General features: G+C 66.3%; 25 protein-coding genes. 12 read left to right on the top strand and 13 right to left on the bottom strand.

The window, feature by feature from the left end; all coding sequences use genetic code 11:
• Nucleotides 1-3: 3 nt before the first annotated feature.
• On the top strand, nt 4-1,428 hold the full coding sequence (locus BMZ97_RS14830) for an FAD-binding oxidoreductase (RefSeq protein ID WP_175525565.1): 1,425 nt from the start codon (nt 4-6) through the stop codon (nt 1,426-1,428).
• Between the two features lie 60 nt (nt 1,429-1,488).
• Here the strand turns inward: BMZ97_RS14830 and BMZ97_RS14825 are convergent, their stop codons facing one another.
• Both BMZ97_RS14825 and BMZ97_RS14820 read right to left on the bottom strand, forming a co-directional pair.
• Nucleotides 1,489-1,704 (bottom strand): hypothetical protein, encoded by a 216-nt coding sequence (locus tag BMZ97_RS14825; protein ID WP_092170686.1) that lies wholly within the window; start codon nt 1,702-1,704, stop codon nt 1,489-1,491.
• Complete coding sequence (locus tag BMZ97_RS14820; RefSeq protein ID WP_092170683.1) at nt 1,691-2,890, bottom strand: GNAT family N-acetyltransferase; 1,200 nt, start codon at nt 2,888-2,890, stop codon at nt 1,691-1,693. Before BMZ97_RS14820 ends, BMZ97_RS14825 begins: the two co-directional genes overlap by 14 nt.
• 271 nt (nt 2,891-3,161) lie before the next feature.
• Here BMZ97_RS14820 and BMZ97_RS14815 point away from each other — a divergent pair, with 271 nt between their 5' ends.
• Both BMZ97_RS14815 and BMZ97_RS14810 read left to right on the top strand, forming a co-directional pair.
• Nucleotides 3,162-4,199, top strand: a complete 1,038-nt coding sequence (locus BMZ97_RS14815) for a LysR family transcriptional regulator (protein ID WP_092170680.1) — start codon at nt 3,162-3,164, stop codon at nt 4,197-4,199.
• Nucleotides 4,200-4,255: 56 nt separating this feature from the next.
• A complete protein-coding gene (locus tag BMZ97_RS14810) occupies nt 4,256-4,477 on the top strand; it encodes a hypothetical protein (protein ID WP_092170678.1) in 222 nt (73 codons plus the stop codon).
• Between the two features lie 87 nt (nt 4,478-4,564).
• Here BMZ97_RS14810 and BMZ97_RS14805 read toward each other — a convergent pair whose 3' ends face one another.
• The 4 genes from BMZ97_RS14805 to BMZ97_RS14790 form a co-directional block, all read right to left on the bottom strand.
• Entirely contained in the window at nt 4,565-5,011 is a 447-nt protein-coding gene (locus tag BMZ97_RS14805) for a helix-turn-helix domain-containing protein (protein ID WP_280141747.1), read from the bottom strand.
• A 126-nt stretch (nt 5,012-5,137) separates the two neighbouring features.
• Entirely contained in the window at nt 5,138-6,661 is a 1,524-nt protein-coding gene (locus BMZ97_RS14800; protein WP_092170675.1) for an aldehyde dehydrogenase, read from the bottom strand.
• A 145-nt stretch (nt 6,662-6,806) separates the two neighbouring features.
• Complete coding sequence (locus BMZ97_RS14795) at nt 6,807-8,162, bottom strand: NAD(P)/FAD-dependent oxidoreductase (RefSeq protein WP_092170673.1); 1,356 nt, start codon at nt 8,160-8,162, stop codon at nt 6,807-6,809.
• A complete protein-coding gene (locus tag BMZ97_RS14790) occupies nt 8,149-8,580 on the bottom strand; it encodes a Rid family hydrolase (RefSeq protein ID WP_092170670.1) in 432 nt (143 codons plus the stop codon). The genes BMZ97_RS14795 and BMZ97_RS14790 overlap by 14 nt, the downstream gene beginning before the upstream one ends.
• A 322-nt stretch (nt 8,581-8,902) precedes the next feature.
• Between BMZ97_RS14790 and BMZ97_RS14780 the strand changes: the two genes are divergently transcribed.
• The 7 genes from BMZ97_RS14780 to BMZ97_RS14750 all read left to right on the top strand — a co-directional run bounded on the left by BMZ97_RS14780 (nt 8,903) and on the right by BMZ97_RS14750 (nt 17,657).
• Nucleotides 8,903-10,042 carry an NAD(P)/FAD-dependent oxidoreductase gene (locus tag BMZ97_RS14780; RefSeq protein ID WP_092170665.1) on the top strand — a complete coding sequence of 380 codons (1,140 nt, stop codon included), beginning with the start codon at nt 8,903-8,905 and terminating at the stop codon, nt 10,040-10,042.
• Between the two features lie 175 nt (nt 10,043-10,217).
• Complete coding sequence (locus BMZ97_RS14775) at nt 10,218-11,876, top strand: peptide ABC transporter substrate-binding protein (protein WP_092170663.1); 1,659 nt, start codon at nt 10,218-10,220, stop codon at nt 11,874-11,876.
• Nucleotides 11,877-11,894: 18 nt separating this feature from the next.
• On the top strand, nt 11,895-12,845 hold the full coding sequence (locus BMZ97_RS14770; protein WP_092170660.1) for an ABC transporter permease: 951 nt from the start codon (nt 11,895-11,897) through the stop codon (nt 12,843-12,845).
• Nucleotides 12,846-12,848: 3 nt separating this feature from the next.
• The gene (locus BMZ97_RS14765; protein WP_092170657.1) at nt 12,849-13,739 is read left to right on the top strand and encodes an ABC transporter permease; all 891 of its coding nucleotides are present in this window, start codon (nt 12,849-12,851) and stop codon (nt 13,737-13,739) included.
• An 87-nt stretch (nt 13,740-13,826) separates the two neighbouring features.
• Nucleotides 13,827-14,729, top strand: coding sequence for a LysR substrate-binding domain-containing protein (locus tag BMZ97_RS14760; RefSeq protein ID WP_092170654.1), 903 nt, complete (start codon nt 13,827-13,829; stop codon nt 14,727-14,729).
• 158 nt (nt 14,730-14,887) lie between these two features.
• Nucleotides 14,888-16,060, top strand: coding sequence for a serine hydrolase domain-containing protein (locus BMZ97_RS14755; RefSeq protein ID WP_092170652.1), 1,173 nt, complete (start codon nt 14,888-14,890; stop codon nt 16,058-16,060).
• 352 nt (nt 16,061-16,412) lie between these two features.
• On the top strand, nt 16,413-17,657 hold the full coding sequence (locus tag BMZ97_RS14750) for a Zn-dependent hydrolase (RefSeq protein ID WP_092170649.1): 1,245 nt from the start codon (nt 16,413-16,415) through the stop codon (nt 17,655-17,657).
• Between the two features lie 233 nt (nt 17,658-17,890).
• On the opposite strand, the gene BMZ97_RS14740 is transcribed toward BMZ97_RS14750, so the two are convergent.
• The 4 genes from BMZ97_RS14740 to BMZ97_RS14725 form a co-directional block, all read right to left on the bottom strand.
• On the bottom strand, nt 17,891-18,874 hold the full coding sequence (locus BMZ97_RS14740; protein WP_092171464.1) for a LysR family transcriptional regulator: 984 nt from the start codon (nt 18,872-18,874) through the stop codon (nt 17,891-17,893).
• Nucleotides 18,875-19,025: 151 nt separating this feature from the next.
• Entirely contained in the window at nt 19,026-19,907 is an 882-nt protein-coding gene (locus tag BMZ97_RS14735; protein WP_092170643.1) for an ABC transporter permease, read from the bottom strand.
• Nucleotides 19,907-20,824, bottom strand: coding sequence for an ABC transporter permease (locus tag BMZ97_RS14730; protein ID WP_092170640.1), 918 nt, complete (start codon nt 20,822-20,824; stop codon nt 19,907-19,909). The genes BMZ97_RS14735 and BMZ97_RS14730 overlap by 1 nt, the downstream gene beginning before the upstream one ends.
• A gap of 175 nt (nt 20,825-20,999) precedes the next feature.
• The gene (locus tag BMZ97_RS14725; RefSeq protein ID WP_210188258.1) at nt 21,000-22,496 is read right to left on the bottom strand and encodes an ABC transporter substrate-binding protein; all 1,497 of its coding nucleotides are present in this window, start codon (nt 22,494-22,496) and stop codon (nt 21,000-21,002) included.
• Nucleotides 22,497-22,787: 291 nt separating this feature from the next.
• On the opposite strand from BMZ97_RS14725, the gene BMZ97_RS31250 reads away from it, so the two are divergent.
• Nucleotides 22,788-22,955, top strand: coding sequence for a hypothetical protein (locus tag BMZ97_RS31250; RefSeq protein ID WP_175525563.1), 168 nt, complete (start codon nt 22,788-22,790; stop codon nt 22,953-22,955).
• A gap of 24 nt (nt 22,956-22,979) precedes the next feature.
• On the opposite strand, the gene BMZ97_RS14720 is transcribed toward BMZ97_RS31250, so the two are convergent.
• The 3 genes from BMZ97_RS14720 to hydA form a co-directional block, all read right to left on the bottom strand.
• Nucleotides 22,980-23,192 (bottom strand): hypothetical protein, encoded by a 213-nt coding sequence (locus tag BMZ97_RS14720; RefSeq protein ID WP_092170635.1) that lies wholly within the window; start codon nt 23,190-23,192, stop codon nt 22,980-22,982.
• Between the two features lie 157 nt (nt 23,193-23,349).
• On the bottom strand, nt 23,350-24,012 hold the full coding sequence (locus BMZ97_RS14715; protein WP_092170633.1) for an aspartate/glutamate racemase family protein: 663 nt from the start codon (nt 24,010-24,012) through the stop codon (nt 23,350-23,352).
• A 160-nt stretch (nt 24,013-24,172) separates the two neighbouring features.
• Complete coding sequence (gene hydA, locus BMZ97_RS14710) at nt 24,173-25,636, bottom strand: dihydropyrimidinase (RefSeq protein ID WP_092170630.1); 1,464 nt, start codon at nt 25,634-25,636, stop codon at nt 24,173-24,175.
• Between the two features lie 264 nt (nt 25,637-25,900).
• Between hydA and BMZ97_RS14705 the strand changes: the two genes are divergently transcribed.
• The gene (locus tag BMZ97_RS14705) at nt 25,901-26,419 is read left to right on the top strand and encodes a MarR family winged helix-turn-helix transcriptional regulator (RefSeq protein ID WP_092170626.1); all 519 of its coding nucleotides are present in this window, start codon (nt 25,901-25,903) and stop codon (nt 26,417-26,419) included.
• The last annotated feature ends 43 nt before the right edge of the window (nt 26,420-26,462 follow it).

The following is a 26,462-nucleotide window of genomic DNA, read 5'->3' as shown; positions in this document are numbered from 1 at the left end:
CCGATGTCTCCGCTCTCTGAGCTCGCCGGGAGGCTCGATCCGTCCTGCGTGCTGGTCGCGCCCGAGGAGATGGCGCCGTTCCTCGGCGACTGGCGCGGACGCAGGCATGGTCGCGCCCTGGCCGTGCTGCGCCCGCGCGCCGTCGCGGATGTCTCGACGATCCTGCGCTGGGCGACAGTGACGCGCACGCCGATCGTGCCGCAAGGTGGCAACACCGGCCTGTCCGCCGGTGCCACGCCCGATGAGAGCGGCCGTTGCGCCGTGCTCTCGCTGGGTCGGCTCAACCGCATCCGCGCGGTCGATGCGGAGGGCGACAGCCTGACCGCGGAGGCGGGTTGCGTGCTGGCGCAGCTTCAGCAGGAGGCGGCCAAGGCCGACCGGCTGTTTCCCCTGAGCCTGGGCAGCGAGGGCTCCTGCCAGGTCGGCGGCATCGTCGCAACCAATGCCGGCGGCATCAATGTGATCCGCTACGGCACGGTGCGCGACCTCGTGCTCGGTCTCGAATATGTGCGCGCCGACGGCGCCGTGATCCATGGCCTGAAGCCGCTGCGCAAGGACAATGCCGGCTATGCGCTACGCGATCTGCTGATCGGCTCGGAAGGCACCCTGGCCGTCATCACCGCGGCCTCGTTCAGGCTCTTCGCCCAGCCGAAGGCGAGCGCGACCGGGCTCTGCGGAATCCCGGACCCGACAGCCGCGATCCGGCTGCTGACCATGCTGCGCGAGGTTGCCGGCGAGCGGATCTCGAGTTTTGAGCTGATGTGCGACGCCGAAATGGGCCTGACGCTCGATCTCCTCGGCGCGGCGGCGCTCCCGTTCCACGACCGCCACCCCTGGTATGTCTTCATCGAGATTGCCGACAGCGCGCCCGATGCCGCCATGGAGCAGGTCCTGACGCGCGCTCTGGCGCTCGCCTTCGATGCCGCTGTGTTGAGCGATGCGGTTGTCGCGCAGAGCGGAGCCCAGGCCAAGGCGCTCTGGCATCTGCGTTTCGCCGTCTCGGAAGCCAACAAGTGCGCCGGCCCGAGCGTCTCGCACGACACCAGCGTCGCGACGGCTGATGTTCCCCGCTTCATTGCAGCGGTGCAGGGCGCCGCGGCGGAGCGTTTTCCGACCGCGCAGCCCCTCTTCGTCGGCCATGTCGGCGACGGCAACATCCACGTCATTCTGCTGTTCGGGACGGGCGAGTTCCAGGATGAGGCGGCCTTCGCGGCACTGGCTGCGAGCGTGAACGTCAGCATCTTCGAGATCGTCAGCCAGTTCGGCGGCAGCATCACCGCCGAGCATGGCGTCGGCCGTTCCCTTGTCGGCGCATTGCGCCGGGCGGCCCAGCCCGAGACGCTCGAACTTATGGCCGGGATCAAGAACGCCTTCGATCCGCTCGGCATCCTGAACCCTGGCGCGGTCCTGGCTGCGCCGCCACCTTGACGCCGTCATCCTGATGCCGTCATGCGAAAACCCGCTGCGGATCTCGCAGCGGGTTTCGCGTCACATCAATCTGGCCGCACGCCCGTTCAGAGAGGCGACCTCGCCTCTCAGGATCATCTTGCTGGCAAGCAGCTCCCCCTTCGCCAAGCCCAGCAGGGCGGTTGCAACCGCGCTCACCTTGACGGCTTCCTCGATGAGATATTCGGTCATCCCGATCATCGCATCGATGTCGGCCTCGGAGATCGCTGTCGGCAGCGTGATGTCAGTCGGCACCATCATTCACTCCTTGTAGTCGTCCGTAGATCAGAGGTGGCCAGGAGTCCTTCCCGCAGGTCGGGGACTCCCCGTAGAAAGGGTTGACGCAGCCAGGGATATCCCGGTCGGGATAGAGCGTGGTCGGGCTCATGCCGGGGATCCATTCGCCGGAGCCGAGGGACTTGTCAGGGAGGTCCGGGGTCTCCGCATTGGCTTCCAGCGGGCCGGGGCGGTCCCATTGGCCTTCCGGCCGGACGAGCACCGCGGCGCCCGAATCGGGCGTAAGCCGCCAGCCTGACGGTTCGGTGACGAGGTCCATCTCGTAATAGACCTCGTCGGTCAGATAGGAGAGGCCGGCGCCCGGGCGGCGCTTGAAGCCGAAGCGCTCCCAGATCTTCGAGACCGGGAAGGCGGCCTGCCCGTAGAAGCGCCGATAGCCCTTGTCCTGGCCGAAGGCGAGCGCCGCCCGCACCAGATCGAGCGCCAGGCCGCCCCGGCAGCGCGGCAGCACCGCAAGCCGCTCGATCTTGATGAAGTCGGCCCAGTAGCGCAGCCGGATGCAGCCGGCCGGCTCGTCGCCGACATAGCCGAGCAGATGTGTCGCCGTGTAGTCGTTGCCGTCGACATCCTCGGCATAGGGAATGCTCCGGTCCTCGACATAGGCGGCCCCGCGAATCGCGATGCATTTGAGGAGGTCGTCGGCGGAGTGCACGACGGTGACGGAGGTTTTCTTCGTGCCGGCGTTCAGGCCCGGGATGAAGTTGTCATAGGGCTTGCGGCCGGCGGCTGGGTCGGGCAGGGCGCAGCTCATCAACTGGTAGGATTTCAGCCCGTCATAGGCTGCGCCCATGACGAAACCCATCTTCTCGAAGAAGGTCTGAGCCTTCCTGTTCGCCGGCTTGCAGAAGATCGGCAGGCCCCGGTTCTTGTCGCTGGTCATGCGCTCCATCACGAGCGAGATGCCGCCGCCCTGACCCTCCGGGAGGTAGATGAACCAGAAGTAGAGCACGGCGGCGCGTTCGCTGGGCCGGCAGATGAACTTCAGATCGGGGTTGGCGGTGTCCAGTGCGCCCGTGAAGAGCGCACGCGCGCCGGCCTGATTCAGCGGCAGATGCGCCAGGATGCCGATCGGCGTGGCCTTGGGATCGTCAGACCAGCCACGCGAGAAAGCTGAAATTGTATCGGGATTATGCTGAAACACGTTCATAACCCGCTCGAGAGTTGACAGGCCGGGTATATCGGCACTTGCCATTCTCATTGAATAGTCGATGATTCCCTTTGTCGGGCTGAACGTCGTGTATCCGCGCCCGTATTTCGTGTAGTCGAGCGTGCGGAAATTGCGCTGAGTTTGCGCAATATTGAAATGCTCCTTCAGCGAATAGTGGAATCCCATGACGCAAATCCTTCTGGGTACGAGGAACTAGGTACGCAACAAGGTTAGGTTAACCTTAATCTCTGGGGTCGGGGATAAGTCGAAAATGAGGCACGTGGTTTCCAAAAGTTCTCACCCCCCGGGTGGGAACGAGGTGAATTTCAATTGGGACGACATTCGAATCTTCCTAAAGCTCGCGCGGCTTGGCAGCATTCGCGCCGTTGCTGCGGCGACCGGGCACTCCGCGAAGGCGCTCCGCAGCCGAATCATGGACCTCGAAGCGCAGACCGGCGCGGTCCTGTTTCACCGTTCGGCCGCTGGCGTCTCGCTGACCAAGACCGGTGAGCGCCTGATTGCGGCGGCGGAGGAAATCCAGAAGCAGGCCAAGGTCTTCGGCGCGCTCTCGATGCGGGGCAGGCGGGACCTGAAGCCGACTGCGCGCGTCGGCATCACCGAGGGCCTCGGCGCCTTCTGGCTGACGCCGATGTTCGGCAATCTGCGTCGGGCCCATCCCGACATCCAGTTCGATATGAAATGCTCGATGACGGCGCCGAACATCTCGGAGCTGGAGGTCGATCTGGCGATCCAGTTGGACAAGCCGACGGATCCCAATCTGATCGTCCGGCGTATCGGCTATCTCCACGTCGTCCTCTATGCGGCGCAGAGCTATGTCGACGAATACGGGGCGCCGGCCAGCAAGGCTGACATCGCGGACTACCACTTTGTCGAGATCGAGGCTCCGCAGATCAGGAGCGAAAGGGTCGAGGAGGAAATGACCCGCGAGGACAAGCGCCGCTTCGTCAATATGCGGGTCAATATCAGCTCCGCCCAGTTTGTGGCGGCGCTGAGCGGCTGGGGCGTGACGGCCCTGCCGACCTATGCGCCGATTGTCTCGAGCGGGCTCGTCCATGTCGCCAAGGACTTCGCCCTCCGGCGGGATATCTGGCTTGCCTACCACCCGCAGGCGGCCGAGCTGCGCCATATCCGGCAGACGATCGACTGGATCGTGCAGTCCTTCGATGCCTCGCTATATCCCTGGTTCCGCGAGGAATTCGTCAGTCCCGCTGAGATAGAACACTACATGGAGCGCAAAAAAATAATGAGTTTCTTCACTCCGGGAGCGGTGACGAGGCTGGCCTCATAGATTTATCCAGGTCATTTCGCTAAGTTCCCGCCGCTGTTTGCGTTCGAGGCGGGCTTATGACGAAGGACAACGACAAGGCCAAGGCTAAAGCGCTGACGATCCTGGCGAAGGATATTCCGAAACTGGCGGCGGCAGCGAATATCCTCGGAAGCCCCTTGCTCTGCAGCATTCTGGAGCACGCCCAGAAAGAGGTCGAGATCGAGCTCGCGAAACTTGAGGGCGCGCAGGCTTCGCTGGCCGCCGGCGGGGTTCATGGCCAGAGTTCGCCTGACCGGTGAGGGCTGATGCGGCTATAGCGCTTTCGAGCGAAGCGGACCTCGGTTCGCTCGAAAGCGCGTTAAAACAGTGCTCTCGCATTCGAACGCTCAGGCGTCCCCGTCGTCGTCCTCGGCCATTGCCTCGACCAGCTCGACGACGCGCCGCCTGACGCGATCGCTCTTGATCCGCATCAAGGCCTTGGTCAGCTGCACGCCTTCGCTGGTCGTCAGGAAGTCGGAGACATAGGCCGTCGAGGCGGCGGCCGAGAAGCGGCCATCGGGCATGTCGCCGGAGGGGGCGCCTTCGAAGAAGAACGACACCTGTACGTCGAGCACCTTGGCGATCTGCTGCAGGCGGCTCGCGCTGATGCGGTTGGTGCCTTTTTCGTATTTCTGGATCTGCTGGAAAGTCAGGCCGAGCGCATCGCCGAGCCGCTCCTGGCTGACCTTCAAAAGCATCCTGCGCATGCGGACACGGCTTCCGACATGCTTGTCGATCGGATTTGGAATCTTTCTTTCGACCGGCGCGCCGAGTGCGGAGTTCTGGACGTTCACGCGGCACCTCCCCCGAAAGTTAGCCCCTACGCGACAGCTAGCACTCTGATGGCCAATGGGACAGCCTACAAGCTCGAGAAAATTTGTTATTGTATAAAGTAACTGCGTTCACGCGCCGGTCCCGGCTCAACCGGGGATGGAGGCGTATCTGTCGCTCAGGCCGAGCCAGATCGTCTTCGTCTGGAGATACTGGGCCATCGCCTCCGTGCCCTTGTCGCGAGCAAGGGAACCGGAGCGCTTGTAGCCGCCGAACGGCGTCTTCAGGTCGCCCTCGGTGAAGCCATTGACCGCGACGGTGCCGCAGGCCAAGCGCCGCGCCATGAACAGGGCGCGGTCGATATCCCTGGTGTAAACCGTCGCATGCAGCCCGTATTCGCTGCCATTGGCGATCGTGAGCGCCTGTTCGATGCCGTCGACCGGCATCACCCCGAGCACCGGCCCGAAAATCTCCTCCCGCGCGATCGTCATCCCCGGGACAAGATCGGCGAAGACCGTCGGCCCCAGGAAGCTGCCGGGCGCATCACTGTCGAAAGCCGCGCCCGAGAGTGCCGCTCGTGCACCCTCCCGGCTGCCGCTCTCGATATAGTCGAGCACGCGACGGCGATGCTCCAGGGTGATCAGTGGGCCGAGCTCGGTCGCGGGGTCGAGCGGTGCGCCGATGACGAGGGCCTTGGCGCGTTCGACGACGAGATGGAGGAATTCCTCCTGCCGTGACCGATCGACGATCTGGCGCATATTCGCCGAGCAGTTCTGGCCGCCATTCCAGAAGGCGGCCATGACGGCGTTGTCGATCATCTCAGGCGACAATTCGGCGTCGTCGAGGACGATGAAAGGGCTCTTGCCGCCCATTTCGAGCCCGATCGACTTCAGGTTGCTGTCGGCGGCATAGCGCAGGAACAGCCGCCCGACCTCGGTCGAACCGGTGAAGGAGACGGCGTCGATATCGCCATGGCGGCCGATCGCCGCCCCGGCGGTTTCGCCCAGCCCCGGCAGGATGTTGAGCACGCCGGCGGGTATGCCGGCCTCATCGGCGAGTTCGGCCAGCCGCAGGATCGATAGCGAGGTCTGCTCGGCCGGCTTGACGAGGACGGAGCAGCCGCTGGCCAAGGCCGGGGCCAGCTTCCAGGCGGCCATCAGCAGCGGGAAATTCCAGGGCAGCACCGCCGCCACGACGCCGATCGGCTCGCGCACGATCAGCGCGCAGGCCTGCTCGCCGGTCGGCGCGACCTTGCCGAAGCTCTTGTCGATCAGCTCGGCATACCACTGGAAGGTGTCGGGGACCTCGATCGCGATCTCCTTCAGGCAGTCCCTGATCGGTTTGCCGCTGTCGAGGCTTTCGAGCACGGCGAGTTCGGTGCTGTTGGCGCGGATCAGCTCGGCGAAGCGCAGCAGGACGGCCTTGCGCGCCTCGGGCGCGACGCGCGACCAGACGCCGCTCCTGAAGGCGCGCCGCGCGGCGGCCACAGCGCGGTCGACATCCTCGGCCTGGCAATGGGCGACTGCCGCGAGAACCTGCCCCGTCGCCGGGTTGACGGTCTCGATCACCGCGCCCGACTTCGCCGCGACGAAGCTGCCATCGATGAAGGCCTTGGTCGGAAGCGGCAGCCTGTCGGCGATGGCTTGGTAGAAGGCCGGGCTTTCATGGATCATGGCGATCTCCGTGCGACGGGGCGGGGGCGAAAGCGTTTTCGAGCGAAGTGGGCACCGGTTCGCGTGAAGAAAACGCGTTAAAAACAAAGGGCCGGAGCAATTGAACGATCCAATTGGATCGGAAATTGCTCGAGGCGGAGTCGGATCAGAGCGGTGCGTGCGGGCGCGAATAGGCGCCCCTGACGAAGCGATCGAGCCGGAACGGTCGGATCGCTTCACCGGCCTGTTCGCCGGCGGCAAGCCGGGCGACATGGCGGCCGACGGCGGGGCCGAGGCCGAAGCCATGGCCCGAGAACCCGGTCGCGACGATCAGGCCGGGAACTGCTGGCGGCGCGTCGATGACGGGTAGCGCGTCCGGCAGCACATCGATCTGCCCGGCCCAGGATTTCACGATCCGGGCCTGGCCCGCGCCCTCGAACAAGCGCGCGAACAGCCCGGCCGTATCGGCGGCCTTTTGCGCATTGGCCGGGATCCGCGGGCGTCGCGGCGTGACCAGGCGCTCATGCTCCGGCAGGGCGATGCGGGCATGGACATCGTCGATGAAGGGGCGACCGAGCCGCAGGGCGAAGCCTTTACGGTGCCTGAGCAGTTCGGGCAGGAAATAGCCGGCGGCGCGCATCGAATCGAGCGTCACATCGATATCGGAGCTGGAATCGGCGGCGAGGATGCAGGAGCCGTCCGCGCGCTGGCGCAGGCCGAGCCCGAAGCCGCAGAAACAGGGCGCGCTCAATTCCGCCATGGGCGCGGTCAGCGAGACCGTGCTGCGGACGATCTGCTGCGGCAGCGTCAGGCCGAGCGGCTTGAGGAAGCGATGCGCCTGCGCGCCCGCCGCGCAGACCACGGTCGTGCAGCCGATCAGCCCATGCTCGGTCAGCACGCCGGTGATACACCCGCCCGCGGTCTCAATGGCAAGCGCGCCGCAATCCTCCAGGATGAGGGCGCCCTTGTCCTCGGCGGCGCGCGCAAGCGCCAGCGTCGCCAGCGCCGGCTCGGCCTGCCCGTCCGAGGCCGTGAAGAGCGCGCCGGGAACCGCGCTCGCCAGCGCCGGCAGCAAATCGCGTGCCTCGTCGCGATTCAGCATCCGTGCATCCCTGGCGATCTCCCGGGTCGCCGCTTGCCACTGCGCGAAGGTCTCGTACTCAGCCTCGTTCTCGGCCACGAAGACGCAGCCGCTGCGGCGCCACCCGATCTCGCGGCCAAGCTCCCGTTCCAGCGTTGGCCAGATCGAGAGCGCCTCGACCGCCAGCGGCAATTCGGCCGGATCGCGGTATTGCGTGCGCACGAAGCCCCAATTGCGGCCCGACTGCTGGGAAGCGATCTTGTCGCGCTCGATCAGCGCGACGCTCAGGCCCCTCCGCGACAATTCATAGGCGCAGGACGCCCCAACGATGCCGCCGCCGATGACGACGGCATCGACCTGGCTGGGAAAGGCGCAGGGCCGCGGCCCGATCTGCGCGATCACATCGTCGGGCACATGCGAATAGAGACTAAGCGCCGGCATCGCTGACGGCGTCCATGTCCATCTCGACGATGATCGCCGGGTCGAACAGCCCGGCCTCGACCGTGGTGCAGGCCGGATCGATGCCGCGGAAGGTCTCGGCGAAGACCGCCATCACGGTCTCGTAATGTTCCGCGCCGGAGATATACATCCGCACGCGCACCACATCGGCAAGGGTTGCGCCGGCCTTGGCGAAGGCCGCCGCCGCATTGGTGAAAAGCTGCAGCGTCTGCGCGCGTGCCCCTGCCGGCAGCGTGCTCGTCGCATAGTCGTAACCGGTCGTGCCGGAGAGCATGACATGCGGCCCGACCACGACCGCGCGGCTATAGCTATAGGTCCGCTCGAATTCGCTGCCGGACGAGATCCGGCGGCGGCCGCTTGGGGCGGTCTTCAAATTTGGGGCGGTCTTCAAATCGGGCATTGGTCGCTATCCGCCTATCCGTGAGGGTCCTATGGCCTCAGGGATCACGCCGGATACCGGCTGTGTCGATTTCAATAATTGGAGGCGGGGGCCGAGGAATCTGGGGCCTGACCCCGGTTTTTGCACGGTCGGCTTCGATTAATTGTCATCGACAACGAGCAAGGGCGGTGACCTCCTTGCGGCATGGCGAGCCGGCTGGGCCGACAGGCCGCACAGCCGGAGAAGCAGGCTGCGCCGCGAGAAAAGCAGGCCGCGCCACGAGAAAAGCAGGCCGTGCCACGAGAAAAGCGGGCCGTGCCACGAGAGAAGGTTGAGAAGCGAAATGCAGGCGGATGTCATCATCATCGGAGGAGGGATCGCCGGCGCGTCCGCCGCTTATTTCCTGTCCGGTCAAGGCTCGGTCGTCCTGATCGAGCGCGAGGCGCATTTCGGCTATCACAGTTCCGGCCGCACCGCGGCCCAGTTCACCGTCGGCATCAGCGCCGGCACGATGCGACGCCTGGCCCAGGCGAGCCGCGCCTTCCTGGAAAGCCTGCCGCCCGGTTTCGCCGAGGAGCGCATCCTGACGCCGCGCGGTTGTCTGACCGTTGCCCGCGCGGGGCAGGAGCAATCCCTCTCGCGCCTGCACGACAATCTGGTTTCGGTCGGGGCTCGGGCGCAGCATCTCGACCGGGCCGGGGCGCTGGCCCTGTTTCCGGCCCTGGTCGCCGAGCATGTCGATGCCGGAATCTATGAGCCCGACGCGATGGATATCGACGTCAACACGCTGCTCCAGGGCTATCTGCGCGGCGCCAAGGCCCGGGGCGCGCAACTGCTCGCCGGCGCCAACATCGCCGCGATCGAGCGCAGCGGTGGCCAATGGCTGGTCTCGCTCGATGGCCAGCAGCTGCGTGCGCCGCTCCTGCTCAACGCGGCGGGCGCCTGGGTCGATCAGGTCGCAGGGCTCGCCGGGGTGGCGCCGCTCGGCGTCGTCCCGCATCGCCGCACCGCCTTCACCTTCGCTTCGCCGGCAGGTCTCGGCACGGCCGCATGGCCCCATGTCAGCAATGTCGACTACCGCTGGTATGTGAAGCCCGAGACCGGCTGCCTGATGGGCAGCCTCGCCGATGCGGTCGCAACCGAGCCGGGCGATGTCCTGCCCGAGGACATCGACGTCGCGCAGGCGATCCACAATATCGAAGAGGACACCAGCTTCAGGGTCGGGCGCCCGCTCAGCCAATGGGCCGGCCTGCGCAATTTCGTCGCCGACAAGAATCCCGTCGCGGGCGCGCGGGCTGCCGACACCGAGGGTTTCTACTGGCTCGCCGGGCAGGGCGGCTGCGGCATCCTGACCTCGCCGGCCATGGGCCAGGCGATCGCAGCGATCATGTCCGATCGGGATTTGCCGGAGGGGCTGCGCGCGCTCGGTGTGTCCACTGCGGATCTGTCGCCGCAGCGGGAGACGCTGCGCCCCGCTGCCTGAGCGCTGCGCCCATCACAGTCGAGGCTGAATACAGCCCGTTCAACACCAGAGCATTGCGCGAAAAAGTGGGTACCGGTTTTTCGCAAGAGCAATGCTCTAAACATTTAGAATCGATCACGTTTTTCGCATTCGGACGTAACCGTCCGAATGCGACGTGATCTAGGGGATAAAGACCATGGCCTGCAGGAATTCGGACTTAGCGCGCCCGACGCGGCGGGGATTGATCGCGCTTGGTGCGGGAGCGGCACTCGGGCTCGGGCGCGCCACATCGGGTTTTGCGCAGGCGCGCCCACCCGCCAGTCCGCGTGGCCAGGTCGTCGCCGGCATCTCGCAGGAGCCGACCGTCTTCAATCCGCTGATGCCCGGCAGCGAGGTCGATCAGGGCGTCTGGTGGCAGGTCTTCAGCCCACTCTGGTACATCGATCCCCAGGGCAGGCTGGTCGCCGATCTCGCCCGCGAGGTGCCCTCGCTTGGGAATGGCGGCCTCTCTGCCGATGGGGTGGTCTGGAAGGTCAAGCTGCGCAGCGACGCGAAATGGCATGACGGCACGCCGTTCACGGCCGAGGACGTCAAATACACGCTCGATCTGATCAACAATCCCGGCTTCCGGGTCCGCAACCGCGTCGGCCACGGCCTCGTCCGGGACATCAGCATCGTCGCGCCCGACGAGATCCATTGGCGCATGGAAAGCGCCTATTCGCCCTATCTCTCGATTCTGGCGCTGACCTTCATCGTGCCCAGGCACATCCTGGAGAAGGCAAGCGATCCCAACACCGCGCCTTTTAACAGCGCGCCGGTCGGCACCGGCCCTTTCCGCTGGGGCGAGCGGGTGGCGGGCGACCATATCCTGCTGCAGGCCAACCCCGCCTATCACGGCGACGGGCCACATCTCGAACGCGTCGTCTTCAAATACATTCCCGATCTGACGATGCTCTATACGCAGTTCCGCACCGGGCAGGTCGATTATCTCGGGCTGTCCGGCATCTCGGCGCATTTCGTGAGGGAGGCGCAGGGCTTGCGCGGCCGCAAGGTCTCGCTCTCGCCGACAGCCTTCGTCGAGCATATCGCGCTCAATCTCGAATACGGCCCCTTCACCGAGAAGCCGGTGCGCGAGGCGCTCTATCTCGCGATGAACAAGCAGGCGCGTATTGATGCGCTCTATTACGGCCTGCCGGTGCCGACGGAATCCTTCCTGCCGCAGCAATCCTGGGCCTATGCCGACACGCTTCCGGTCCACCGCCACGACCCCGCCAGGGCGAATGCGCTGCTCGACGCGGCAGGCTGGGCGCGCGGCCCGGACGGCATCCGCGCCAAAAGCGGGGTCAGGCTCGAATTCACCAATTCGACCACCGTCGGCAATCCCGGCCGCGAACAGTCCCAGCAATTGCTGGCGCAGGATTGGCAGGCCGTCGGCGCGGCCATGCGCATCAGCAACATGCCCGCCGCGGTGATCTGGGGCGAGTTCTGGCAGAAGTCGAAATTCCAGTCGGTGATGGTCGGCTCGAACTTCATGCAGGGCAGCGACCCCGACGTGACGCCGCGCTTCAGCAGCACGGCCATTCCCGCCAAGGGCGGCAGCGGCCTCAACACCTGCCAGTACCAGAACGCCGAGGTCGACACGCTCCTGGCGCAGGGCGCGACGCAGTTCGACCAGGCGGCGCGCAAGGCCGCCTATGGCCGCATCCAGCAGATCATCCGCGACGATCTCGCGCTGCTGCCGATCTACCAGACTGTGATGGCGGAGGGTCTCAAGGACGGCCTGCAGGGCTTCGCCGCCAACATCAACTGCTCGTCGAATTGCTGGAACATGCGGTCCTGGTACTGGGCCTCGTGATGCTCCGGGCGCATTGAGATGGGGCGTTATCTTCTGCAGCGCCTGGGGCAGTGCCTGCTGCTCCTGGCGCTGGTCTCGATGATCGGCTTCGCGATCCTGCATCTGGCGCCCGGCGGGCCCTTGTCGCAATTTGCGCTCTCCTCGCAGATGTCGCAGGAGGATCTCGACCGGATCACCCGTCAGCTCGGGCTCGACCGGCCGCTGCCGGTGCAATATCTCGACTGGCTCTGGCGCATGCTGCGCGGCGATTGGGGGTTGTCCTTTCGCGACGGCGCTCCGGTCTCCGCCGTCATCGGCTCGCATCTGCGCGCGACCTTCGAGCTCATGGCCGTCTCGACCGTGATCGCGATCGGGCTCGGCTGCTGGATCGGCATTCTCGGCGCGATCAGGCGCTATTCCCTGTTCGACACGCTGGCGACGATCGGCGCCATGGTCGCGCTGTCGATCCCGACCTTCTGGTTCGGGCTGATCGCGATCTATCTGTTCTCGGTCCAGCTCGGCTGGCTGCCGGCTGGCAATCGCCAGACGATCGGGGACGGCTCGCCGCTCGATCTCCTGCACCATCTCATCGCGCCGGCCCTGGTGCTGGCGCTGGTCGAGACCGCGATCTGGGCGCGCTTCATGCGCTCGGCCATGCTGGAGGTGATCGGCCAGGATTATATCCGCACGGCGCGCGCCAAGGGCCTGCCGGAGCGCCAGGTGCTGCGCGGCCATGCGATGCGCAACGCGCTTTTGCCGATGATCACGCTGGCGGGGCTGCAGTTTCCGACCTTGCTCGGCGGCGCGCTGGTGACCGAGTCCGTCTTCACCTGGCCGGGCATGGGCCGGCTCTTCCTCGATTCCATCGAGTACCGCGATTATCCGGTCGTGATGGGCATCCTGATGTTTTCCGCCGTCATGGTGCTGCTCGGCTCGCTCTTGGCCGACATGCTCTATGCCGTCGCCGACCCGCGCATCCGGATGGGCTGAATCATGGCGACTGTGCAAACGCTGCTCGACGACACCGCCCTAGTGCTGCCGCCTGCCGAGAACGCCGCTTGGCGCCGTTTCCGCCGGCACAGGCTCGCTATGGCCGGGGGGGTGACGATCATCCTGCTGTTCCTGGGCTCCTTCTTCGGCCCCTATCTCCTGCCCTTCGACGACACCCGCATCGACGTGATGCATCGCTTCGCCTGGCCGCTCTCGGGCGCGCATTGGCTGGGCACCGACGAGCTCGGCCGCGATATCCTCGCACGGCTGATGATGGGCGGGCGCATCTCGCTCTCCATCGGCTTCATGGCGATGGTGATCGCCGTCGTCGCCGGCACCACGATCGGGACGGTCGCCGGATATTACGGCGGCATCATCGGTTCGCTCCTGATGCGCTTCGTCGATGCGGTCTTGTGCTTCCCGACGATCTTCCTGCTGCTGGCGCTGGCGGCGCTGGTCGAGCCCAGCCTGGTCTCGATGACGCTGCTCGTCGCCGCGACCGCCTGGATGAACGTTGCCCGCATCGTCGAGGGCCAGATCCGCTCGCTGCGCGAGCAGGATTATGCGGTCGCGGCCAAGGCCATGGGCGCCTCCGATTGGCGCGTCATGGTCCACTCGCTGCTGCCCAATGCGATGGCGGCGATCGTGGTCGCCGCCACGCTCAACGTCGCCAAGGCGATCCTGCTCGAATCCTATGTCAGCTTCCTCGGCTATGGCATCCAGCCGCCGGTGGCGAGCTGGGGCAACATGCTCAACAACGCCCAGATCTACCTGACCAGCGCACCCTGGCTTGCGATTTTGCCGGGGCTGGCGATCACGCTCGCCGTCACCAGCTTCAACTTCATCGGCGACGGCCTGCGCGACGCGCTCGACCCGCGCATGGACATCCGATGAGCGGGCTGGCTCCTGCGGCGCGTCCGTGGCGAGACAAAAGCCGGCTCGTCATGCGATATTGCGGCGCCTGAAAGGCCGGAAACCGCCATGACACGCCGTCTGCCATCATTGAACGCCCTGCGCTGCTTCGAAGTCGTCGCGGCCCAGCTCAGCATCAAGAAGGCGGCCTTGTCCCTGCATGTCAGCGAAAGCGCGGTCAGCCGCCAGGTGCGCATCCTGGAGGAGCAGCTCGGCGCGCCGCTCTTCATGCGCACCCATAACGGCCTCGAGATCACCGATGCCGGCCAGCGCCTCGCCATGGGCGTGAAAGAGGCCTTCGACCACATCGCCCGCGCCGTCGATCCCTTCCAGAGCGACCGCGACGCGGTGACGATCAAGGTGCTGCCGACCTTTGCCCTGCGCTGGCTCTTCCCGCGCCTGCGTGCCTTCCAGGCCCAGCATCCGCTGATCAAGGTCAATGTCCAGACCCGCCTCAACGACATGACCCTGAACGACGCCGACGCCGATCTCGGCATCCGCTACGGCATCGGCAACTGGCCGCAGGACTGCGCCACGGAGCTCTATCCGGAATGGATCCTGCCGGTCTGCGCGCCGGGCTATCTGTCGGGCAGCGATTGCCCCGACGGCGATCTCGACCGGGCGACGCTGCTGCACCCGCTGCCCGACCGGCAGGACTGGCTGACCTGGTCGGAAAAGGCCGGACATCCGCTCGACACGCGCAAGGGGCTGGATTTCGACGCCCTCGACATGGCCCTCAGCGCAGCCGAGGCCGGGCTCGGGGTCGCGATGACGGATGTCGTGCTCGCCCATGAAGCGCTCGAGGCCGGCCGGCTTGTCGCGCCCGTACGCAAGGCGGTGCCGACGGGGGCGTCCTATTATCTGGTGCGTCCGCCGGATATGCGCCGGCGGCGGCAGGTCAAGCTGCTCGACGAGTGGATCTGCGACGAGATCGGCGCGGCGCGCGACACCGTCCGCCTCTACATGCACTGAGCCCCGACGTGGCGGCGCCGGCCCGCCTCAGCTTTTCCGCTGCGGGGCTGCGATTATTGACATCGACAGTGCAGCCTCCTTCCGGTCTCTGTGACGCCGACGGTGCCCGGGCGCGCCTGCCGCGCTCTCGGGCTATTTCGTAAGGCTGGATGGTCTGAATGACCCCTATCGATCCCAATACGGCGACGCTCGCAAACTGGCGGACCGCGCCCTTCTGCCAATGGAGCTTCCAGAACCTGGACAGGCTCGTGCCGACGGCCGCGATCAGCGAGCGCGGCCTCTCCGAGCCCGACGCCGGCAGCGCGCTTTTTGAGGGGATCGAGGTCGGCTATCCCGACGGCCGGCGGCTCGTCTTGCACGAGCACCTGACGCGCTCCAGCGCTGACGCGCTCGTCGCCATGCGCGATGGCGAGGTCATCGCCGAATGGTATGCGCCGCATCTCGACCGCGACAGGCCGCACACCATCTTCTCGATCTCGAAATCGGTCACTGGCATGCTCGCCGGCATCGCGGTCGGCGAGGGCAAGCTCGATCCGGCCGCGCCGGTCTCGCATTATGTCGCCGCGCCCACCGGCAGCGCCTATGCGAGCGCGACCGTCCGCGACCTCCTCGACATGACCGTCGCACTGGATTTCGAGGAGAGCTATCTCGACACCACCGGCCTGTTCGACCGCTATCGCCGCGCCATGTTGTGGAATCCGGCACGTCCCGGCGAAACGCCGGAGACGCTGGAGCAGGTCATGACCTCGCTTAACCGCAGCGCCGCCGAGCACGGCCAGGCCTTCTACTACGCCTCGCCCAATGCCGACATGCTGGGCCTGGTCATCGAGCGCGCCACCGGCACGCCCTATCACACCTATCTGGCGCAGCGCCTGTGGCGGCCCATGGGCGCGAGCGGGGCGGCCTATGTCACGGTCGATCGCGCCGGCACCGCCCGCGCCAGCGGCGGCATCTGCGCGACGGCGCGCGATCTGGCGCGGTTAGGCCAACTCGTCCTCGATGGCGGGCGTGCCCGCAATGGCAGGCAGGTCGTTCCCGCCGAATGGGTTGCCGACATGCGCACCAAGGGCAATCGCCGGGCCTGGGAGACGGGCAATTTCTGGGACATGTTCCTGGACGGGCGCTATCGCTCCTGCTGGTATCTCACCGGCAATCCGCGCGGCGCCTTCTGCGGCGTCGGTATCCATGGGCAATGGCTCTGGATCGACCCTGAAAGCCGCCTGGTCCTGGTCAGGTTCTGCTCGCGCCCGGAGCCGAGCGAGGACGCCCTGTCCGAGCGCGAGATCGGGATTCTGAACCGGGTCGGCGAGGTGCTGCAGCGGGTCTCCTAGGGCATGACGTTGCGCTGGGGACCACACCGTCATTCCGGGGCGCCCCGAAGGGGCGAGCCCGGAACCCAGAACCGATGCGCTTCTTCGTCAAGGCTGTGATGTTCGACGCTTATCCCGAAACAGTCATCGGTTCTGGGTTCCGGGCTCTTCGCTACGCGAAGCCCCGGAATGACGGCGTGGTTCCGGCCCGGGATAATGATTGACGCTGGCCAGAGACCGCCCGGATATCAGGCATAGCCAATATCTATTTGCCAGGAACCGGGCCGTCGCCAACTATCCTTATCCGGACGGTGACCCAACCTGTCCGGCGAGCGGGGCCCCCGCCGAAACGCATATCCGAGAGCAGATCGCCATGCCTGTGCCGAGCGAAGCCCGCATCGACATCGAACGTTTCTGGACGACGATCGAGCGCTCCGCCGAGATCGGCCCGGGCCGCCCGGGCGGCCTGTCGCGCCTGGCGGCGTCGGATTCCGACAAGCAGGTGCGCGATCAGTTCGTCGCCTGGTGCCGCGAGGCCGGCTTGAGCGTCCGCGTCGACGGCATCGGCAACATCTTCGCGCGCCGGAGCGGAACCGAGGACAGCCTGCCGCCGGTGGTGATGGGCAGCCATCTCGATACCCAGTTCAATGGCGGCCGCTTCGACGGCATCGCCGGCGTGCTGGCGGGGCTGGAGGTCTGCCGCACGCTCGATGCGCTGGGTAAGCGCACGCGCCGGCCGATCGAGGTGGTCAACTGGACCAATGAGGAGGGCGCGCGCTTCTCGCCGCCCATGGTCGGCTCCGGCGCCTTCACCGGTGCCTATGCGCTGGACTGGGCGCGCGGGCGCGTTGATGACGACGGCAAGACGATCGGCGCGGAGCTTGAGCGCATCGGCTATCTCGGCGAGATGGAGGACAAGCCCCACGCCTTCGACGCTTATTTCGAGTTCCATATCGAGCAGGGCCCGATCCTCGATCGCGAGGGCATGCAGCTCGGCGTCGTCACTGGCGGTTTCCCCTCGACCGGCATGCTGGTCGAGTTCAAGGGCGAGACCGCCCATACCGGTCCCTGGCCGATGGAGCGGCGCAAGAACGCGCTGCTTGCCGGCGCGCGCTTCCTCGTGGCGGTCGATGATCTCGGCTGGGACCATGCCGGCAGCGGCGGCAAGGCCACGGCCGCGCGGCTCGTCGCCTGGCCCAACAAGCCGGGTATCCTCTCCGACTGGGCCCAGGCGGTGGGCGATGTCCGCCATCCCGACCCGGTGACCTCGGAGGTGATGGCCGAGCGCATGCGCCGCGCCGCTTTCGAGGCGGCCGCGAAGGCCGATTGCGGTGTCGAGATCCTCGATATCTGGAAATGGGGCGGGCGCATCTTCGCGCAGGAGCTGATCGATCAGGTCCGTGCTTCGGCGGCAGCCCTCGGCTATCGCCACATGGATATTCTGAGCCAGGCCGGGCACGACGCCTATTACATCGCCCGCCATGCGCCGACGACGATGATCTTCGCCCCCTGCCAGGGCGGCATCACCCACAACAATGGCGAGCTCTGCACGCGCGATGACCTGGAGCCGGGGCTGAACGTGCTCCTGCAATGCGTGCTGGAGCGGGCGGATCGGTAGGCCTTGCCGCGTTTGCGGAGAAACACAGCGTCATTCCAGGGCGCGTCGAAGGCGCGAACCCGGAACTCATGAATACGACGCTGCTCAAGTTCGTCATGCTCGCCCTTGTGGCGAGCATCCACGTCTTGAATACGATCCTCGACCAGCGGAGACGTGGATGGTCGGCACAAGTGTTTAGACCGGGGACATGACCGACGCCTGTTCGGAGAGATGACCGACGGGTTTTGGTTTGGTCAAGCCAGCGGCAGAGTCAGCCCCGCGATCAGCGGGTTGTCGATAATTTCGGGTGGCGCGCTTTCGGCCTCCAGCATGTCCTCGAACAGGCGCTGGAAGGCGAGCTCGGCCGCGCTGAGCCCCATGGCCGGGCTGCTGACGAAATAGAGATCGGCGCCAAGTTCCCCGCCCGTACCCGACAAGTTCCAGAGTGTGCCGGTGTCGATCGCGTCCTGCACCGAGGCGAGCGGCAGGATGCCGATGCCCATGCCAGCCGCGATCATGCGCGCGACCTCCTCGAGATTGGGGCTCGCGCCGACCGTGCGGCTGCCCAGCCCCGCGCCTTCGCGCAGCGAGACCATGGGCTCGAGCGCGCCGTCCTGGCCGCAGGCGAGTGCGATGAAGGGCTCGTCGGCGAGCTCGTGCAGCGCCACGCCGGCCCGGCCGTGGAGCGCGTGGTCGCGCCCGCACAAGATGCCGAACTCCTCGCGCAATAGATGGCGGCAATTCAGTCCGGCGAGCGGGTTGGGCAGCAGGCAGAAGCCGAAGGGGCTCAGCCTTTGCGAAACGGAGCGGACGATGTCCTGGCTGCTCGCGACCTCGACCCGCACGGTGACGCCGGGATGGCGGCGGCTCATCAATGACAGCGCCCGGTCGAAGGCCGGCAGCACCATATGCGTGATCAACTGGACGCGCACGAGCCCGGTCAGTTCGTCATGTTCTTCCGAGAGTTTTTCGCCGATGCGGGCGACGCTGCGATAGATGTCGACGCATTCCTTGTGCAAGAGCTCGCCGCGCTTGGTCAGGACGAAGCGGCGGCTGTCGCGCTGCACGAGCTGGCCGCCAAGCGTCTCCTCCAGCCGCTGCAGCGCGGCGCTGACCGAAGGTTGGCGCACCAGCAACCGGTCGGCGGCACGCGTGATGCTGCGCTCCTCGACGATCACCAGGAAGGTGTGGAGGAGATTCCAGTTCAGGTGATGCAGTTTCGGGCGCTTTGCCGTCACGAACTCTCCCTTCGGCCTGGCCTGCACGCCGACACGCGCAGCCGTGCCGCCACCACGAAACGGGATGGCAACGCAGCTTGAGCCGCGCGTCAAGCTCGGGCTGTCCATGCAGGGTGCGTGCCGCTCGCTTTCGGGAGCGGCCGGGGCGGGTTCAGGAGCTCGTGGCATCGAGCGCGTCGCGCACGCCGTCGCCGAGCAGATTGACGGCAAGGATGAGCAGGCAGAGCGCCGAACCGGGCAAGGCGATCAGCCAGGGATCGAACAGGATGTGCTCGCGTCCCTCGGCGATCATCAGCCCCCAGGACGGCGTCGGCGGCCTTGCGCCCAGGCCCAGGAACGACAGGGCCGCCTCCAGCAGAATGACATTGGCGACCTCCAGCGTCGCCACCACGATCAGCGTGTTGCGCAGATTGGGCAGGATGCCGCGCAGCATCACATGCAGGCTGGAAGCGCCGAACGAGACGGTGGCCTGGACGAATTCGCGGTTGCGCAACCCTTGCGTCGCCGAGCGCACCACCACGGCGAAACGGTCCCAGAGCAGGAGGCTGAGCACGATGGCAAGCGTCTGCAGCGAGGCGCCGCCGAGCGCGACGGCGGCGAGCGCGACCAGTACGATCGGCAAGGACAGCCGCGTCGTGATGATGAAGCTGATCAGCATATCGGTCCTGCCGCCGAAATAGCCGGCAAGCAGCCCGAGCATCGTGCCGATCAACCCGGCGCAGAGCGTCACGCCGAGCCCGATCCCGAGCGAGACCCGCGCGCCGAAGATCAATCGCGAGAGATAGTCGCGCCCGAGATGGTCGGTGCCGAGCCAATGCACCGGGTCGGAGCCGGCCTGCCAGAAGGGCGGCAGCAGCCGGCGCGTCAGATCCTGCGCGATTGGATCATGCGGCGCGAGCAGGGGGGCGAACAGCGCGATGGCGGCGATCAGTGCCAGGAGCCCGCCGCCGAGATGGATGCCGGTGCTGCGACTGACACGCCGCCAGAGCTTGCGCCGTTGCAGGATGCGGCTGTCGAGGTCGAGCACCGTCATCAGGCGCTCCTCAGGCGAGGATCGAGCCAGGCATTGACCAGGTCGGCCGCCGTCGTCAGCGTCACATAGATCAGCGACAGGATCAGGATGATCGCCTGCACCACCGGCAGATCGCTGCGCAGCAGCGATTCCCAGGCGAGGCGGCCGAGCCCGTTGATGGCGAAGACGCTCTCGATCACGATCGAGCCCGAGAGCATCATGCCGAATTGCACCGCCGCCAGCGAAACCAGCGGCAGCACGGCGTTGCGCAGCGCATGCACCATCAGGATGCGCAATTGCGCCAGCCCCTTGGCGCGGGCGGTGCGGATATAATCGGCCCCGAGCACCTCGATCATGCCCGCTCGTGTCAGGCGCATCAGCGCCGGCATGGCGTAATAGCTCAGCACGATCACGGGCAGGATATAGCCCTGCCAGCTCTCCGTTCCCGAGATCGGGACCAGGTCCCACCAGACGCCGAAGACGACGATCAGGATCAGCCCGAGCCAGAAGCTCGGGATCGCCTGTCCGAGCACGGCGAGCAGCAACGCGGTGCGGTCGAGCAGGCCGCCGGGCTTGAGCGAGGCGGCGATGCCGAGCGGCACCGAGATCAGCATGGCGAGCAGGAAGGCGGCGCTGCCGAGCATCAATGTCACCGGCAAGCGCTCGCCGATGATCGTGGCGACCGGCAGGTTGAAATACAGGCTCGTGCCGAAATTGCCCGTCAGCGCCCGGCCGATCCAGCCGAGGAACTGCACCGGCAGCGGCCGGCCGAGCCCATAAGCTTGCCGGATCATCTCGACATCCTGGGCCCGCCCGGCCTGGCCGGCGAGTACGACCGCCGGATCACCGGCGACGAACATCAGCCCGAACGCGACCATCGACACAGCGAGCGCGACGAGGACGGCGACGATCAGGCGGCGCGCGAGAAAGGGCAGCATGGCGGTTCCATCCAGAGGCTGTGTGAGCGCGTGACGTCTAACCCGAACACGCTGTCATTCCGGACAAGCCGCGAAAGCGGCGCCGATCCGGAATCCATCGTCAGGCGCCGGAGCCCTCCGATGGATCCCGGGTCTCCCTTCGGGCGCCCAGAGTGACGGCCCGCTGCTCGGGACCCTACTTCCAGCTCGACAGCCACCAGCGGGCGAACTCGTCGGGGTGCGGCTTGAAGTTGAGTGCCGTCGACAGGCCGTAATTGATGTTGAAGTCGTACATCGGCAGCCAATAGGCCTGGTCGGCGATCTTCTTCAGCGCCTTGGCGTAGTTCTCCTGGCGCAGAGCCCGGTCCTGCGCCGTGTCGGCGGCGGTGACGAGATCGATCACCTCCTTGTCCTGGACGAGGTCGTCGGCGCCGCCGCCGAAGAAGTTCGAGATGATGAAGGCGACGTCGCCGGTGCCGTAGCTGCCCCAATTGGTGAAGAAGGCCGGCAATTCGCCCGCGCGCCATTTCTGCACGCCGGCCGCATATTGCTGCTCGTTCAGCGTCACCCGGATGCCGACCTTGGCGAGGTCGGAGGCGACCGCCTCGGCGACCGGGCGCGGCATCGCGGCAAAGACCATCTCGATATCGACGCCGTTGGGCAAGCCGGCTTCGCTCAGCAGCGCCTTGGCCTTGGCCGGATCATAGGCGTAAGTCGCGACATCCTGCGCGCAGCCGAACTGCTTGGGGTTGCAGGCCGCGTTCAGTACCTGCGAGGCGCCGCCGGCGAAGGCTTTCACGATCGCCTCGCGGTTGACGGCATGGTTGATGGCGCGGCGCACCAGCAGGTTCTTGGTCGGGTAGTCCTTGCCCTTGGCGGTCACGTTGAGGCCGACATAGGCGATGCGCATGATCGGGCCGTTGACGATCTGGATACGACTTGCGAGCCGCGCCGCCTGGTCGGGCGGGATGCGCCAGCTCCAGTCGAGCTTGCCGGCCAGAAGCTCGGCGAATTGGGTGTTGAGCTCAGGGATGGTGCGCACGACGATCTTGCCGATCGCCGGCTTGCCCTTGGAGCTGCCGGCATAGTGAGCGTCGAAACGCTCGAAGGCGTAGCGGATGCCCGGCGTCATCTCGACGAGCTTGTAGGGGCCGGTGCCGATGGGCTTGGCCGCCATGCCGGCCGAGCCGACCTCCTTGAAATAGGCGGCCGGATAGATCGGCAGCGCATCGGCCAGCATCTCGACTGCGCCGGCGAAAGGCTTCGCCATCTTGATGCGGACCTGGAATTCCGAGACTTTTTCGACCTTTCCGATCCAGTCGATGGCGATGCGAAAGCGCGTGCCGTAATTCGGGTCGAGCACGGTGTTGAGCGTGTAGACGACGTCGTCGGCGGTGAACTTCGCGCCGTTGTGGAAGGTCACGCCCTCGCGGAGATCGAACTCCATCGTCATCGGGTCGGTAAAGCGCCAGGCCTTGGCCAGCGCCGGCTTGATCTCGCCAGTGTCGAGATCCTTGTAGAGCAGGCCGTCATAGATGTGCCGGGCCAGGATCAGCCCCTCGCGGCCGGCGATCTTGTAGGTGTCGAGCGCCTCGGGCTCGAGCGCGAAGGCGACGTTGAGCGTGTCGTCGGCCTTGCCGGCGAGTGCCGGCGGGGCGGAGAGCCCCAGCAGCGTCAGGGCGATGCCGCCCATGAATGATGCCAATCCCAACCGTGCCATCGATCTTGTCCCCTGTTTTTATGGTGCCGGCCCTCTCGGCGCGCCGCTTCATCTCTGGCGGGTTTGGCCGTGGACTTTCAGTGCCGCCGTTGCCCTGGCGAGCGCGGCGGATACTGCGGGGCCAACCATAGGTCAGGAGATATTCGCCGGGCTAATAGACTGTTCCTATGCCTGGAATAGCCGGCGGGGCGTCGTGGCGCGGGGTGTCGTGGAGATTGTGGCGGCGCTCATGAAGGCGCCACAATCGCAGTGCCGATTGTGACGATGAAGCAGCCGATCGTCGTCCATACCGAAGAAGATTATCAGCGCGCCCAGGAGCGCGCCCAGGAACTGAGCGCCTCGCCCGAGAGCCCGGAGCGCGACGCCGAACTCGCGGCACTCGCCGATGCGATGCTGGCCTTCGAGATGCGCCTGGACGAGGCAGAGGAGTAGCACCTCCCTGCAGCGCGTCTCCGTTCAGGCCGTCTTCGTCCGCAGGCGATGACGCGCGACGAAGGCGGCTGCTTCCGGCTGAAAATACCGCCAGGCAGGCAAAAGAGACGCATCCGCGTCGGCCTGCGCAAATCGCATTTCTTCGCGGATAGCCTGGATCGCAGGTGGCTTGTCCGGGTCCATGCGCGCGGCGCGGCACATGGCCCTGGCGATCTGGACGATGCGATCCTGATCCACGGCGAGAACTCCGGGAGAGAGAGCGGCGGCAGTGCAACGCCGCTGCGCCCGCCCGGTTCCCGTGAGCTTGCAAAAATTCCGCCTGGGCGCAGCTCTCATCTAAAAGTGAGAGCCGGATCAATGCGAAAAACCGGTGCCCACTGCTTCGCATCCTGCTCTACGCCGCGGCGAGGCGCACCCGCCCCACGGCCATAGCGGTCGCGGCCTGGGTCGGCTCGACCACCGGCACGCCGAGCGCCTCCTCCAGCGGCCGGCGGAAGCGTGCCATGCCGGCGCAGCCCATCACGATGACGTCGGCATGATGTGTATCGCGCAGCGTCTTGCCGGTCGCGGTCATGCGCTCCAGCGTCTTCTCCGCATCGCTGAGCTCGGTCACGCCCATCCCGATCGAGAGATCGCCGGCAAAGCGCCCCATCACGCCCATGGCGCCGAAATAGCGCAGATGCCGCTGGATCGAGCTCGGCAGGATTGCGATCACGCCGAAGCGCTGGCCGAGCGTCAAGGCCTGGAACACGCCCGATTCCGCGATGCCGAGCACCGGGTGGCGGCTCTGCTCGCGCAGCGCATGCATGCCGGGGTCGCTGAAGCAGGCGACGATGAAGGCTGCCGCCTCGTTCTCCAACCCGGCCGCCCGTTTCAGCAGCGGCCCGACGACGCCGTCGGCGTCGCGCTGCGACTGGATGCCCGGAGGTCCCTCGGTCAGTGTCAGGCAGGCGATCTTGGGGCCGTCCGCCGAGCGCAGCGGCTCGACCGCCTTGTCGATGCCGGCGGTGACAGCCTCGGTCGAGTTCGGGTTGATGACGAAGATGGTGCCGGCCATGAGGGCTCCTTCAGAATACGGATATTTGCCTGAACCACACCGTCATTCCGAACAAGCCGCGAAGCGGCGCCGATCCGGAATCCATCGAAGAGCGACGCACTCTACGATGGATTCCGGGTCTCCGCTTCGCTGCGCCCGGAATGACGGAAGGGCGTTCGCATCAATACAGCTTGGCGCCAAAATTCCGCGCCGGGTCGAATTCGGGCGAGAGCGTCCCGGTCGGTCGGGTTGCCTCGCCGGCCTCGCGCAGCATCAATCGGCCCGAGCCCGGCTGCGCCTTCAGCGTGCCCTGTGTGACGACGACCTCGCCGCGCCTGAGCACCGTCTCCGGCCAGCCGGTGATGGTGCGCCCCGCGAAGGGGTTGTAGCCGGTGTTGTCGTGCAGGTTGTCGGCGAGCACGACCTTGCGGCCGGCGTCCCAGATCGCGATGTCGGCATCCATGCCGATGGCGAGCGAGCCCTTGCCCGGCAGGTCGTAGATCTGGGCCGGGGCGGTTGAGGTCAGTTCGACGAATTTCTTCAGCCCGAGCCGGCCCTTGCTCACCATGGCGTCGAACAATACGGGCAGCCGCATTTCCAACCCCGGCATGCCGTTGGCGATCTGCTTGAAGCCGGGATTGGGGCCGTATTTCAGTTTGCCGGTTTCGTCGAAGCGGTAAGGCGCATGGTCGGAGGAGAGAATCTGCAGGTCGCCGAGCGCCAGCGCCTGCCACAGCGCCTCCTGGTCGCTCAAACCCCGCTGCGGCGGCGAGCAGACCCATTTCGCGCCCTCGATGCCGGGCTTGTCGAGTTCGGCGGCGGTCATCAAGAGATAGTGCGGGCAGGTTTCCGCATAGATCTTGACGCCGCGTCCGCGCGCCTCGCGGATCACCTTGGCGCCTTCGGCGGTCGAGACGTGGAAGATGCAGATCGGCTGGTCGAGCAGTTCCGAGAAGGCGATCAGGCGGTGGAAGGCCTCGACCTCGGCCGCCTGGGGGTGGCTGACGGAATGGTATTTCGGCGCGGTGTAGCCACGCTTCATCAAGCGCTCGCCCATCCATTTCAGCAGGCCGTGATTCTCGGCATGGACGCAGACCAGCGCTCCCGCCGAGCGCGCCGCCACCAGCACATCGAGCAATTGTCCGTCATCGACCTGCACGGCGTCATAGGTCATGAAGACCTTGACCGAGCGGTGCCCGGCGCGGATCAGCGTCGGCAGATCCTGCGTGACGGTCTGCTCGTCGGGGTTCGCCACCATCAGATGGAAGGCGTAGTCGATGATCGCGCCCTTCTTGGCCAGGGCCGCATAATCCTCGACCACGCTGGCGAGGTTGGCGCCGCGATGCTGGGCGGCGAAGGAAATCACCGAGGTTGTGCCGCCGAAAGCCGCCGAGCGCGTCGCGGTCTCGAAATTGTCGGCGCTCATCAGCCCGCTGCCCGAGAGCTGTTCGATATGGCAATGGGTGTCGACGCCGCCGGGCAAGACGAGCTTGCCCTTCGCGTCGATCTCCTGCGCCCCGGCGGGCAGGTCGAGCCCGATCGCGGCGATGCGCCCGGCCTGGATGCCGAGATCGGCCTTGAACACATCCGTCGCCGTCGCAAGCGTGCCGCCACGGATGATGATGTCGTAGGCAGGGGTCGGCATGGGCTGGTTCCTTGGTCAGATAGGAAGTCGTGGGTCAGACAGGAGATCTTGGGTCAGGCAGATGATTTGGTCGTGAGGCGCAGTATGCCCGGCATCCGCGCCGGCGCCACGGGCTTCCCCGTATGGCGGGCCTGCGCGCATGCAAGGCCTCGGCCAGGATAGGCTCTACAGCAAGGCGGGCTCTACGAGATGCGCCGGTTCATCGTGCTTGCCGCATCCTGCAGCGGCGTGTGAGATACCGGGCCTGACTCCTCTGGATGCGCCATGCCCTCGACGAAGCGCCACAAGGCCGCTGCCGGCCCGGAGCGGGATGTTCTCGATCTCGGCGGTTATGTTCCCTATTTCCTGACCGCAATTTCCAACACCTGGTCGCGCAGCTCGTCGCGGCTCTATCTTGAGCGTTTCGGCGTCGGCGTCACCGAATGGCGCGTCATCTCGCAGCTCGCCATCGAGCCGGCGATCGCGGCGCAGCGCATCTGCGAGGTGATCGGGCTCGACAAGGGTGCAGTCAGCCGCAGCGTCGCGGCCTTGGTCGCCGCCCGCCATGTCACCGAGCGCCCCGACGATCGCGACGCCCGCCGGCAGGTGCTGGAGCTGACGCCGAGCGGCTATGCCCTGCATGACGAATTGATCGCGCTCGCCACCGCCCGCGAGCGCCTGCTGCTCGAGGGTTTCACGGCGGAGGAAAAGGCGCAGCTTACCGGCTTCCTGCACCGGCTGCATGCCAGGCTGCCGCGACTGCGCGATTTCAGGCTGGAGCGCGACGGGCCGCCCGCGAGCTAGAGCGTTTTCGAGCGAAGTGGATACCGGTTCGCGTGAAGAAAAC

Origin of the sequence: Allobosea sp. OK403, assembly GCF_900113835.1 — a bacterium.
GTDB lineage: Bacteria > Pseudomonadota > Alphaproteobacteria > Rhizobiales > Beijerinckiaceae > Allobosea.
Note: the sequence above shows the minus strand (reverse complement) of the source record. Positions and strands in the feature narration are given on the sequence as shown.

Excerpts from the sequence above, each read along its gene's own strand:
- BMZ97_RS14725 (WP_210188258.1), bottom strand. The coding sequence starts at position 22,496 with ATGGGCGGCATCGCCCTGACGCTGCTGGGGCTCTCCGCCCCGCCGGCA.
- BMZ97_RS14830 (WP_175525565.1), top strand. The coding sequence starts at position 4 with ATGTCTCCGCTCTCTGAGCTCGCCGGGAGGCTCGATCCGTCCTGCGTG.
- BMZ97_RS14765 (WP_092170657.1), top strand. The coding sequence starts at position 12,849 with ATGGCGACTGTGCAAACGCTGCTCGACGACACCGCCCTAGTGCTGCCG.
- BMZ97_RS14800 (WP_092170675.1), bottom strand. The coding sequence starts at position 6,661 with ATGATCCATGAAAGCCCGGCCTTCTACCAAGCCATCGCCGACAGGCTG.
- BMZ97_RS14775 (WP_092170663.1), top strand. The coding sequence starts at position 10,218 with ATGGCCTGCAGGAATTCGGACTTAGCGCGCCCGACGCGGCGGGGATTG.
- hydA (WP_092170630.1), bottom strand. The coding sequence starts at position 25,636 with ATGCCGACCCCTGCCTACGACATCATCATCCGTGGCGGCACGCTTGCG.
- BMZ97_RS14825 (WP_092170686.1), bottom strand. The coding sequence starts at position 1,704 with ATGGTGCCGACTGACATCACGCTGCCGACAGCGATCTCCGAGGCCGAC.
- BMZ97_RS14820 (WP_092170683.1), bottom strand. The coding sequence starts at position 2,890 with ATGAACGTGTTTCAGCATAATCCCGATACAATTTCAGCTTTCTCGCGT.
- BMZ97_RS14790 (WP_092170670.1), bottom strand. The coding sequence starts at position 8,580 with ATGCCCGATTTGAAGACCGCCCCAAATTTGAAGACCGCCCCAAGCGGC.
- BMZ97_RS14780 (WP_092170665.1), top strand. The coding sequence starts at position 8,903 with ATGCAGGCGGATGTCATCATCATCGGAGGAGGGATCGCCGGCGCGTCC.
- BMZ97_RS14750 (WP_092170649.1), top strand. The coding sequence starts at position 16,413 with ATGCCTGTGCCGAGCGAAGCCCGCATCGACATCGAACGTTTCTGGACG.
- BMZ97_RS14795 (WP_092170673.1), bottom strand. The coding sequence starts at position 8,162 with ATGCCGGCGCTTAGTCTCTATTCGCATGTGCCCGACGATGTGATCGCG.
- BMZ97_RS14815 (WP_092170680.1), top strand. The coding sequence starts at position 3,162 with ATGAGGCACGTGGTTTCCAAAAGTTCTCACCCCCCGGGTGGGAACGAG.
- BMZ97_RS14770 (WP_092170660.1), top strand. The coding sequence starts at position 11,895 with ATGGGGCGTTATCTTCTGCAGCGCCTGGGGCAGTGCCTGCTGCTCCTG.
- BMZ97_RS14715 (WP_092170633.1), bottom strand. The coding sequence starts at position 24,012 with ATGGCCGGCACCATCTTCGTCATCAACCCGAACTCGACCGAGGCTGTC.
- BMZ97_RS14730 (WP_092170640.1), bottom strand. The coding sequence starts at position 20,824 with ATGCTGCCCTTTCTCGCGCGCCGCCTGATCGTCGCCGTCCTCGTCGCG.
- BMZ97_RS14755 (WP_092170652.1), top strand. The coding sequence starts at position 14,888 with ATGACCCCTATCGATCCCAATACGGCGACGCTCGCAAACTGGCGGACC.
- BMZ97_RS14735 (WP_092170643.1), bottom strand. The coding sequence starts at position 19,907 with ATGACGGTGCTCGACCTCGACAGCCGCATCCTGCAACGGCGCAAGCTC.
- BMZ97_RS14705 (WP_092170626.1), top strand. The coding sequence starts at position 25,901 with ATGCCCTCGACGAAGCGCCACAAGGCCGCTGCCGGCCCGGAGCGGGAT.
- BMZ97_RS14760 (WP_092170654.1), top strand. The coding sequence starts at position 13,827 with ATGACACGCCGTCTGCCATCATTGAACGCCCTGCGCTGCTTCGAAGTC.
- BMZ97_RS14810 (WP_092170678.1), top strand. The coding sequence starts at position 4,256 with ATGACGAAGGACAACGACAAGGCCAAGGCTAAAGCGCTGACGATCCTG.
- BMZ97_RS31250 (WP_175525563.1), top strand. The coding sequence starts at position 22,788 with ATGAAGCAGCCGATCGTCGTCCATACCGAAGAAGATTATCAGCGCGCC.